10 protein-coding genes are annotated in these 11674 nt (G+C 35.3%); 3 read left to right on the top strand and 7 right to left on the bottom strand.

The genetic code is table 11. From position 1 onward, the window contains the following. Nucleotides 1–59: 59 nt before the first annotated feature. The 6 genes from AACV01_RS07920 to licT form a co-directional block, all read right to left on the bottom strand. On the bottom strand, nucleotides 60–626 hold the full coding sequence (locus AACV01_RS07920) for a fimbrial protein (RefSeq protein ID WP_004248677.1): 567 nt from the start codon (nucleotides 624–626) through the stop codon (nucleotides 60–62). Nucleotides 627–685: 59 nt separating this feature from the next. Then, nucleotides 686–1237, bottom strand: coding sequence for a fimbrial protein (locus tag AACV01_RS07915; protein ID WP_004244332.1), 552 nt, complete (start codon nucleotides 1235–1237; stop codon nucleotides 686–688). Between the two features lie 185 nt (nucleotides 1238–1422). Next, entirely contained in the window at nucleotides 1423–1731 is a 309-nt protein-coding gene (locus AACV01_RS07910; RefSeq protein ID WP_004244333.1) for a helix-turn-helix domain-containing protein, read from the bottom strand. A gap of 758 nt (nucleotides 1732–2489) precedes the next feature. Beyond that, the gene (locus AACV01_RS07905) at nucleotides 2490–3314 is read right to left on the bottom strand and encodes a PHP domain-containing protein (RefSeq protein ID WP_004244334.1); all 825 of its coding nucleotides are present in this window, start codon (nucleotides 3312–3314) and stop codon (nucleotides 2490–2492) included. Between the two features lie 83 nt (nucleotides 3315–3397). After that, on the bottom strand, nucleotides 3398–5287 hold the full coding sequence (locus tag AACV01_RS07900; RefSeq protein WP_036918933.1) for a beta-glucoside-specific PTS transporter subunit IIABC: 1890 nt from the start codon (nucleotides 5285–5287) through the stop codon (nucleotides 3398–3400). A gap of 107 nt (nucleotides 5288–5394) precedes the next feature. Next, nucleotides 5395–6255, bottom strand: a complete 861-nt coding sequence (gene licT, locus AACV01_RS07895) for a BglG family transcription antiterminator LicT (RefSeq protein WP_004244338.1) — start codon at nucleotides 6253–6255, stop codon at nucleotides 5395–5397. Between the two features lie 417 nt (nucleotides 6256–6672). Between licT and AACV01_RS07890 the strand changes: the two genes are divergently transcribed. Continuing rightward, nucleotides 6673–7122 (top strand): acetyltransferase, encoded by a 450-nt coding sequence (locus AACV01_RS07890; RefSeq protein WP_161682670.1) that lies wholly within the window; start codon nucleotides 6673–6675, stop codon nucleotides 7120–7122. 206 nt (nucleotides 7123–7328) lie between these two features. Here the strand turns inward: AACV01_RS07890 and AACV01_RS07885 are convergent, their stop codons facing one another. Then, nucleotides 7329–7493 carry a hypothetical protein gene (locus tag AACV01_RS07885; RefSeq protein WP_172767792.1) on the bottom strand — a complete coding sequence of 55 codons (165 nt, stop codon included), beginning with the start codon at nucleotides 7491–7493 and terminating at the stop codon, nucleotides 7329–7331. Nucleotides 7494–7970: 477 nt separating this feature from the next. Here AACV01_RS07885 and AACV01_RS07880 point away from each other — a divergent pair, with 477 nt between their 5' ends. Beyond that, nucleotides 7971–8753, top strand: coding sequence for an OB-fold protein (locus tag AACV01_RS07880; protein ID WP_017827511.1), 783 nt, complete (start codon nucleotides 7971–7973; stop codon nucleotides 8751–8753). Nucleotides 8754–9085: 332 nt separating this feature from the next. Beyond that, complete coding sequence (gene mutS, locus AACV01_RS07875; protein WP_017627877.1) at nucleotides 9086–11650, top strand: DNA mismatch repair protein MutS; 2565 nt, start codon at nucleotides 9086–9088, stop codon at nucleotides 11648–11650. Nucleotides 11651–11674: the final 24 nt, after the last annotated feature.

The following is an 11674-nucleotide window of genomic DNA, read 5'->3' as shown; positions in this document are numbered from 1 at the left end:
GGCTAATAACCTTAATTATTTAAGTCTTAAAGTTTTAATGAGAAGTTGAAAGCAGCTAATCATTCATAATTTATTTTGAATAAAACGCTTGCATAATAATCACCAGGAGTAATTACATCCAACTTTTTTACAACGTCTATTTTGTAATATAGATATGTATTATCCCCATCAACATATATTAATGGTAATGACTCTCCAGAATTAGCGCTATATCCATATTCATCTATTATTTTAAAATAGACTTCATCACTGTTATTAAATGAAAATAAATCAGCTTTAGATCCACTAACATCTGAATAAAATGTTAAAGTAACGCCTTTCACTTTATCGATATTTTTAGTCTTATTAATAAATTGGCAATCAGATAATTTTATTTTTATTTTTTTACTCGCTAACAAATCATCATTATTGTTCATTTTATTAACAGGTATAGTACCTAGATCAACCAATTGGTATTTACTATCCATATCTAATGTGCAAGCAGGCGAAATTACTTTTCCTAAAAACTTTGCTGTTCCTTGCCACCAAACTTTATCTGATGGGATATATTTATCCAATACAGCTCCGCTTGCATATGTTGAAAAGATTTTAGTGAAAAATAATAATATTATGATTTTTTTAAACATAGATTTTGGCCTTAAATAATCGAGAGCAGATTAACTGCCCTCGTTAAATTTAATATGTTTTATTCATAGGCTAATGTGAAGTTTGTTGTAGCGTTAAACTCACCTTCAGCAATTGTTCCGTTTGTTGCTTTCTTAGCCCAAGCTGTATACATCAGCGTATTATCATTATTACCCAGTGCTTGTAATTCACCTGCTTCATTGAATTTAACCATTGAACCAGTTGTCGTTCCTGAAATAACAATAGCAGTCCCTGTATTACCAGTTGTTGCTAATTCTTCTGTTGCACCAGTAATAGTATTTCCATTAAAGGTTACTTTTACGCCTTTATAAGAACCAGCAGCACCAGTATCAGAACCGGCTTTAGTTAAATCACAATTAACTAATTTAATTGGGATTTGTTTAACTTGAGAAATACCATCTTTCTCTAATAGGCTTTTGCTGATTTGACCAAAATCGATAGCTTGGTTAGCACTTTCGGTAGCAATACCACAAGGTGCATCAATAACTTTACCAGTGAAAGTAATAGTACCATCACCTGAAGCTGCTTGAGCAACAGTCGCAGAAAAAGCCATTGATGCAATAGCGAACATCGCTAATTTATTCAATTTCATATTTTTACCTTTATATTTAACGTAGGAATTAAAGCGTTAAAAAATTAACTATGATATATAGTTACACACATTATCCTCATCCCATCCAGAGATGATATTGTTACTTCCATTACTTTTAAAAACTTATGACTATTTAAATTTTTATATAAAATTTAAACTGTATTTGTACAGATGATATAAATCATCTAAACACGCAAATAGAATGGAAACGAATCACTATTTTTTAATTTATGTTTTATAATATCTACGACAAGAACTTTTCGATAAAACTCAGACCAGTCAGCATCCAATAATTTTAATATCATATCTAATGTTTCAATATTGATACTTGTTATTCCATTTTCATATCTTGATATTTGTTGCTGACTCACATCAAGTAATTCGCCTAATTGGGCTCCTGTTAGAGATTTACGTATACGAGATTCTCTAATAAAATTTCCAATATTCTTCCTTAATAATAAAGAATCAGATCCTCTATTCTTATCGATATTCATGAAAAGCCACCTTCGTATATGTAAATTACCACTTACTTTATTCTCATTAATAAATTTAAATAGAAAAATTTAAAATACGATTTACATCTGATTTGCAGAGACAATAGTTTGCTTATCAATTTATGTAAACATGTTTAAAACGATAGATAATCAAAATACGATAGTTTACAACTATTGTTTGTTAAATATTTATCTATTTTTTGTTTCATGTATGTAGAAAAAAATGAATAAATTCAATAGTAAAATTACTTAGTCTAAATTCGTTAATAAATGCAATTTTACACGCAACACGTGTTAATTATTTTCACTTAAGTTAAATTAATTTAGTTTGCTTTAATTTTTGCGATATATTTACAATCAAAAAAAGAGCATCTCAATAAGATAAAATTAAGTAATTGATGTTTTTTTAATAATTACAACGTTCATTTTGCTTAAAATAACACGGCTATATTGATTAGATATCCCCATCAAAGTGGGTAAAAATTATGATGAGAAAAATCGGTTTTGCTCAAATTCGCAAATCAATTTTTTTAAAATCATACTAATTCAGATATAAAAATAGCTGGTGTCTATCTCAAAAATAAGATTAGTAACAGGGTTTACTGACAATGTCGATTAAAAATCAGACGACCAAGCAGAAAAAGAAGATGTAAAATGGGTTGGATAATGTGAAAAAAGACAATGTGGGGGCTTAAAGATAACGCCCAATAAACCATCTGGGCGTTTAATCGTTTCATTATATCAAGTCAGATCATTACTTATTTATTTGCGTCCTTTTTTAAGGTCTCAAATTGTGTTTGATTTAGGCCAAAATCGCCAAATTTAAGTAACGCAGGATCATGGAAGTCACTACCGCCACTTTTTAGCAAACCAAATTTATTAGCATAGTTTTGGGTCAGTTCATAGTCGATAGGTTTCATTCTAGAATGACTTATTTCTAATCCTTTCAATCCAAACTGGACATATTTTTCTATTTCATCATAGTTGTCATAGACACATGGGTGAGCAAGTATAGGAATACCACCGTCTTGTAAGATAGCAGCAATTCCTTCATCAACAGGGATATACCCCATTTTTAAGTCTGTTTCTATTTTTGTTTTAGAGCCAAAAAGTTGTTTATAACGCTCTTTGGTCATTTCCTCTGGATATTTTTCTCTCAATGCTTGGAATATATTCATTTTAAAAACGATATTATATTTTGAGAACTTTTTCGCATCTTCATAACAAATATCGTAGCCTTGTTGATTGAGAGATAATATTAATTCTCGGTGAAACTGATCACGACAGTTGAGAGTGTTATCACACAGCTTGTCAACGTTGGGCGTTTTTTCGTTAAGCCAAAGTCCCACTACATGGACTTTTTTATAAACGTCAAAGTCATAACAACTCATTTCAACACCTTTGACGATATTTAATCCAAGACGCTCCCCTTCTCGGTAAATTTCGTCATAATGATTGGTAGTATCGTGATCGGTGATCGCAATAGTCTTAATGCCGTTTCTAAATGCATTTTCAAGGACATCTTTTATTTCACAAACACCATCACTATGGTTTGTGTGAACATGTAAATCAGCATAGATCATGAAGAAGTACCTCTGTTAATTCTTCCATTAAAAATAGTCGCGCAATAATCGTTAGTTACCATAAGCTTGTTATTCATATTGTTTTAACCCACGGTTAGTAAAACTGTATTTTGGTCGACATGTTTTTTATCGGTCTGAACAACGTCTAGCTTATGATCATCATTAGTAATGATGATCATCGTTGTTGGATCATAGCCTGCGGCTATTATCGCATCTAAATCAAATTCAATTAGCGTATCACCTTTTGTCACCTTCTGACCTTTAACGACACAGCATGTGAAGTGCTGTCCCGCTAAGTTAACGGTATCAATCCCCACATGGATCAGCATTTCAATATTGTTAACCAGTGTTAAGCCAATCGCATGACCAGAAGAAAAGGTAATATCAACAACGCCATCTGCAGGTGCAATCACTTTTCCTGTTGTGGGGATAATTGCCATGCCAGGTCCCATAATGCCAGAGGCAAATGTTTCATCATTAACCTCTGAAAGTGCAACCGTTTTACCTTGCAGAGGTGAAATTAACCCAACAGGTAATTTACTATTCGCTATTTGTGGTTTTTTGTTGGTTGATGCAGCTTGTTTATTATTTTCTTCTTCGTCACGGATTGGGTCGTCAGTAGGATCATCAAAACCAATAATAAGCGTTGCAATAAAAGTGGCTACACTGGCAATCAATAAGGTGATTATTGCATTTACCACTTGGTTATCTGTATCAGATATCCACATTGGTAAACTTAATAAGCCCGGAGTGACATAGACAAACGCTTTTAACTTAACAATACCAGCAAATAATCCTGCAATAGCACCACCAATCATACAAGCGTACATTGGTTTTTTCAGTTTGAGGTTCACCCCATACATAGCGGGTTCAGTTATACCACCAAAAAAGGCGGTAATACTGGCAGAAAAAGCTAATTGTTTTAAGGTTTTGTTTTTAGTACGCACAGAAACAGCTAAAGAAGCAGCAGCCTGAGACATGTTGGAGCATAGCGCCATAACACGAATAATCGGGTCAAAACCTTTTTGCTCCACTAACATAATACTGACAGGACTAAGTGCTTTATGCATACCAATAGATACTAACCATGGATAAATAGCCACTAATAATGGAATAGCAATAAAACCGGTGTGCTCTTGGATTAAAATCACCCCATCAGCAATTAATTGAGCGAACCATGAAGTGACAGGACCGACCGCAATCAACGCAATAGGTGTCGAAACTAAAATCACCAATAAAGGCACCATAAATACTTTAACCATTTCTGGCACAATACGAACAATAAAGCGTTCTATATAAGACATCATCCAAACAGTAATTAAAGCAGGGATCAGTTGAGATGAATATTTAACCAAAGCGACAGGAATATGCATAAATTCGACAGGCTCACCGGCTTTAACTAAGCTTGTCCATTCAGGGCTAACCATCGCTAAACAGACCATAGCAGCTAAATATTGGTTACAATTAAATATTTTCGCCGCCGAGAAACCAATAAATACCGGCATAAAATAGAAGGCCGTATTAAAGATAAAGTTAAGGATATAATAGGTTTGGTCACTTTTATCCAACCAACCAAGCATCGTTAATACAATAAGTAACACTTTCCCCATACCGGCACCCGCTAACAGAGGGATAACCGGAGCGATAGAGCCAGTAATTGCTGATAATATTTTATTTACGATAGACTGTTTCTTCTGGTCTTTATTATTATCATGAGGAGTATTATTTGTTTTTATCATTTTTGTTAGTTCATTAAATACTTTATCAACATCATTACCGATAACCAGTTGATATTGTCCTCCCTTCATCACATCAGATAATATTTTACTATTTGCTTTGGCTTTTGAAGGATCAATTTTATCTTCATTATGTAATGTAAAACGTAATCGAGTGGAGCAGTGTACTAATGACTTTATATTATCCTCGCCACCAACAATAGCGAGAATTTGTTTTGCAAATTCTTTATAATTCATAGCATTGCCTTTTATTTATTCTGTAAAAATAAATTAAAGATATATGGATAGAGTTGGTTATCGCCTAACCAACTAAATTTAAATGATTTATTATTACGGCATATTTTTTATTTATTCATCTTTTTATTATCCTCTGCAATTTTTGCAATATGGATTATTAGATATAAAATTTCATTGTCATCTAAGGTACAATTATATTTATCTTTAATAAATTTACTTATTTTCAAACAGCACATATAGGGTTGATGGTACTTGTCTTTTATTATATCGAGTAACTCATTTTCTAAAGGTTCGTGATCATTTTCAGGTTGTGAAAATAATCGGATGGAGAAATAGCGAAGGTGTGTCACAAAACGACGATAATTTAACGATCCTATATCGTACTCTATATTTAAATAATATTTGACTATATTAGTAATGCTTTGGATAAAGTGGGTCACTTTGTAGGTTTGCTGAATATTATCATTTGTTCTAATACTGGCGATATGTAATGCAATAAATCCTGCTTCATCTTCTGGCATTGAAATGTTAAATCTATCATTAATTAATTTTAAGCCATAAAGACCAATATCAAACTCTTCACTATAAAAATTTTTTATCTCCCACAATATTTTATTTCTTATAAAAGTTCCTTCTTTATACCGTTCAATGCTGGCTTGAATATGGTCAATCAATGCAATATAGATACTATCTTGTGTATCTAAGGTCATTTTTTCTTTTGCATACTGAATAATATTGTCCGCAATTTCTACGTAATCTAACGTAATATTCGATAAAAGATCGAGCACTCTCTGCGGACAATTTTTAGGACTTAAGATAAATTTTTTGGTTATTTGTTCAGATGTTATCTCATCACCTACTTTTTTGGCGTAGGCAATCCCTTTTCCCATGACGATAATTTCTTTTTCTGCTTCATCCAGAGAGATCACAACACTGTTATTTAATATTTTTTTAATTTTCATGTTCATCTGGCATGCTCAAAAATTTTCTTTTATTAAGGCTTAAAAACGCAAAAACCCATTTGTAGACAAAAAATACTTTTCATCTACAAATGGGTTTTGTGTAGTAAGCCAGGTACTATTACAATCCCTACGTTTACTAGGACGTTAACATGGGATATTTATATCGTCAAACTTAGCACAGTAAAGTTAGTAATAGATCACATATTTATCCGACTTATTAAAAAAGGGATTGTTTAAGGTAAGAACGATACCGGCTGATGGCTTTATATTTTAATTTATAACCATATGATAATATTTTATAAAAAATAAATATCCTCTAGGTTAGTTCGAACACTTAAAAATAACTTTTTTATCAGAAAAAATGACATTAATATCATTAGTATAAGTTTATTTTAATATAATAGGTCTATCTAAAGGTAAAAAATGTTAAAAATCAGAATATCACGCCCCTCAGAAGCACCTGAAATCATACAAATCTGGAAAAATTCAGTCGATGCTACACATAACTTTCTGACAGCTGACGATCGCCAAGAGATTGAAAAAGAAGTTATCGGTTTTTTTTCCGAAACACCGGTATGGGTTGCTACTAATCAAGAAGATCGCCCACTCGGCTTTATGTTTTTACATGACGGTCATCTAGAGGCGCTTTTTATCGATGCATCAGCACGCGGGTTAGGGATAGGAAAACAGTTAATATCACACGCATTAACTCTTCATCCTAATTTAAGCGTTGATGTCAATGAACAAAATCAGCAAGCCGTCGGTTTTTATCAGCATATGGGCTTTCAAATATCTGGACGTTCGGAGTTGGATAATCAAGGAAGAGCGTACCCATTATTGCATCTAAGTAGAGCTAAGACGATCACCCTTTAGTTTTACAAGCTTGTACGTATATAGATTGCTATAACTCTAGAATAGAGAAATACCTTTATGCTTATTACTTACGCACGATGAATATTAGTAAAAGTGGCTTTATGTTTTCCTCTGCAGGGGAATAGCGAAGTAACTTGCTCAATACTCAATAAAAGAAAGCGTATCTAGCGAAATAGATATCCTGCACAAATATGAGCCTAAGATAACTAAGTAGCAAGTTTCAAATGCCCAAACTTCTCACGCTTTGCTTTCATTTCTTCTTCAAGGCGACGGAACTCCTGCCCTGTTTCAATCGCCGTAGAGGTTGCTACCGAACGAATAAGTTGAGTACGAGTTGGTCTTGTTGCTTGAATTAATTCGTTCTTTTTCATGGTAGTCTCACTTCAAACGGGCGATAGTGCATTTTATTATCGTTGTTTTATATGCAATATAGATTATTTTTCTAGTTAAAAATTAGCCAGTTGTTTTTCTAAATTAGGACAACAGGATAACTGCAAATCTGAAAAGTCGCTTAACTTAGTGTGTCAATCAGAACCTTGGCTAATGTTTAATCTTAAAGATCAAGCTTATTCTTTTAAAACTTCATACGGTGTTTTACCAGCATGAGCTGAATGGAATCGATGACAATTAAATATCACCGTAAAATAAGACATAACAACAAACACTCCTATGAAGCCAGTTAATCTACCTATCAGTGGAACTGACATGACTATAAAACGAGCATATATGAATAACCGGCGTGCTATAAATCCCAATTAAACTAATATTTTGTGTTTTTTCTTGCGATCCCCTTTTATGATGGTTAAATAGAATTGTAAAGTTTTGTTTAACCATCAAAGGGTATTGAAATGAAGAAAGTTTTAAAATGGGTGTTGATTATTCTTGTTGTGCTAATCATTATTGGCATATTTGCCGGCAAGGATAAAGATGGTTCTGATAAAAAACCAGAAGCAGTAAAATCTTCTGAACAAAAAATAGCAATGACAGACAAAGAATACAAGATGGCTGAGTTAATCATTAACAATGATGTGATGAATTCACTGAATGGTAATGATTCACAAATAACTACAGATTATATTCGTGTTACAGCTAGAGAGATGCAACAGACTTATGCTAGCAATGAGGCAAGAGGAGATAAAACCTATAAAGGTAAGAACATTATTATTACAGGCATTATTAAATCCATAGACTCAAGTATTGGCGATATACCTGTTGTTAGCTTAAACACAGGAGAAATGTTCTCTACTGTAAGACTTCATCTAGCAAAACCATACAGAGATATGGCTGCTGATTTAGATAAGAATCAAAAAATAACACTTGCCTGTGTTGGTGACAGCGTAATTATAGGCTCTCCAGGGCTAAAAGATTGCAAACCGGTACCTGCTGTCGCATCAAAAATAACAAACGAGCAAATGAAGTTTGTTAATAAATTTATTAAGGGAAACAATGAAGTACCTAATGAAATAAAGCAAATAGTATTACTTGCTAAAGTATTAGGTAAAGAAACAGGTGATTTCTCTCAATGCCAAGATATTAACTCTCAATGCATGAATGACTCAGTAAAAGTATTAAAGAGTATTAGCAAAGAAAAACTACAAGAAGAAGCTAAGTTACTTGGCGTTGAAATGTAGCTTTTAAGTACAACTATCCTGATTAAATTTTAAAACAAGGGCATCCGTGCCCTTTATTGTTTTCTGGAAGCACCAATCCAAACTCATCCCGAATATAGCCGAATGGTGGATTTGTGTAGTCTAAATACACATAACGCTACACTTTCACAGAACATCATAAAAATAAGCCATCACTCATACTTTTATTGGCAAAGATATTTAGATGATTAAAGCAACACACTGAAACCTTATGGTATGATGCCGTATTATGTTTGTGAAATAAAACCAGATAGAGTTTAACAACCAACACTCACAAACGAGATAAACTTCAATACGTTAAGAAAGACGACACCATGACTGACAGCCAAAATTTCGAATCCCACACCCCCATGATGCAGCAGTATCTTAAGCTTAAGGCAGAGCACCCAGAAATCTTACTGTTTTATCGTATGGGTGACTTTTATGAACTGTTTTTTGATGATGCTAAAAAAGCCTCACGCTTATTAGATATTTCATTAACAAAACGAGGTCAGTCGGCAGGTCAACCTATTCCTATGGCTGGCGTTCCTCATCATGCGGTTGAAAATTATCTGGCTAAATTAGTGCAATTGGGGGAATCCGTTGCCATCTGTGAACAAATTGGTGATCCGGCCACCAGCAAAGGCCCTGTTGAGCGTAAAGTGATCCGTATTGTCACACCGGGCACCGTTACGGACGAAGCGCTACTTGAAGAGCGCCAAGACAATCTATTAGCCGCTATCTGGCAAGATAAAAATGGCGCTTTTGGTTATGCCACTTTAGATATCACCTCTGGACGTTTTCGGGTCACTGAAATGCCGGATAGCGAAAGTATGGCTGCCGAGCTGCAACGCACTCACCCAGCAGAACTACTCTATCCAGAAACCTTTGAGTCAATGGCATTAATTGAGCGTCAGCAAGGTTTACGCCGACGTCCAATTTGGGAGTTTGAGTGTGAAACCGCCAAACAACAACTTAATTTACAGTTTGGAACCCGTGATTTAACTGGATTTGGTGTTGAAAATGCCCGACTTGCACTTTGTGCTGCAGGTTGCTTATTACAATATGTTAAAGATACGCAACGCACTGCGTTGCCTCATATTCGTAGCATTACCATGGAGCGTCCGCAAGATACCATTATCTTAGATGCAGCCACTCGCCGTAATTTAGAATTAACCCAAAATCTTGCTGGCGGTTGTGATAACACATTGGCATCTGTACTTGATCTGTGCGTGACCCCAATGGGAAGCCGTATGCTCAAACGTTGGATACACACCCCTTTACGCCAGCGTGAACAATTAATTAAACGCCAAGATGCGATTAGCGCCTTACAACCCCTCTATTTTGAGTTACAGCCTTTTTTACGTCAGGTGGGGGATTTAGAGCGGGTACTTGCTCGTTTAGCATTGCGATCCGCTCGTCCTCGTGACTTATCACGTATGCGCCATGCCTTTCAACAATATCAAGATATCCACCAAGTGCTTGATCAGGCGGATATGCCCTATATTAAAGAATTACAGCAGCGTATCAGCCAGTTTGATGAGTTGCGTGAATTACTGGAAAATGCCATTGTTGAAACACCACCCGTATTAGTACGCGATGGGGGGGTGATAGCCCCTGGTTATAATGCAGAATTAGATGAATGGCGAGCACTGGCTGACGGTGCGAGTGACTATCTTGAAAAGCTTGAAGTTCGTGAACGTGAAAAATGGGGTATTGATACCTTAAAGGTTGGCTTTAATGGGGTTCATGGTTACTACATACAAGTCAGTCGTGGCCAAAGCAATTTAGTTCCAATGCACTATGTGCGTCGTCAAACACTGAAAAATGCTGAACGCTATATTATTCCTGAACTAAAAGAGTATGAAGACAAGGTATTAACCTCTAAAGGTAAAGCATTAGCGATTGAAAAAATGCTCTATGAAGAGCTTTTCGAAAAACTATTACCTCATCTAACCGCCTTACAAACCAGTGCCGAAGCGTTAGCTGAAACCGATGTTCTGGCTAATCTCGCTGAGCGTGCAGAATCACTCAATTATACACGCCCTGAATTAACAGAAAAAACAGGTATTCAAATCACTGGTGGACGTCACCCTGTTGTAGAACAAGTACTGAGTGAGCCATTTATCTCAAATCCTCTACAACTCGCGCCTCAACGTCGTCTACTCATTATTACCGGCCCTAATATGGGCGGTAAAAGTACCTATATGCGTCAAGCGGCATTAATTACGCTACTGGCTTATATTGGTAGTTTTGTGCCCGCAGAAAAAGCGGTAATAGGCCCAATTGATCGTATTTTTACCCGCGTGGGTGCCTCTGACGATCTGGCTTCGGGTCGTTCAACATTTATGGTGGAAATGACAGAAACCGCAAATATCCTTCATAATGCCACTGAAAACAGTTTAGTGTTAATGGATGAAATTGGCCGAGGCACTTCTACTTATGATGGGCTTTCTCTCGCTTGGGCTTGTGCCGAAAATTTAGCGAATCGCATTAAAGCGATGACACTCTTTGCCACACACTATTTTGAATTAACGACGCTGCCAGAAAAACTAGAAGGCACTGCCAATATTCACTTAGATGCGGTAGAGCATGGTGAGACTATTGCCTTTATGCACAGTGTTCAAGAAGGTGCTGCCAGTAAAAGTTATGGTTTAGCGGTTGCGGCATTAGCCGGTGTGCCTAAAGAGGTGATCCGCCGTGCAAAGCAGAAATTAAAAGAGCTGGAAACCCTATCTGGTCATTCAGGGGCAAGCCATGTAGAAACGTCACAACTGATGCTATTAGCAGATATTGAGCCTTCTGAAGTTGAATTAGCATTAAATAAAATTGATCCGGATTCATTAACACCAAAACAAGCGTTGGAATTGCTCTATCACTTAAAAGAGCTAAACAAATAACAAAAGAAAAGCCGATTAGTTAAT

The organism is Proteus sp. G2609, assembly GCF_963896135.1.
Lineage (GTDB): Bacteria > Pseudomonadota > Gammaproteobacteria > Enterobacterales > Enterobacteriaceae > Proteus > Proteus mirabilis.
The sequence above is the reverse complement of the archived record's forward strand: the minus strand, read 5'-3'. Positions and strand labels throughout refer to the sequence as shown.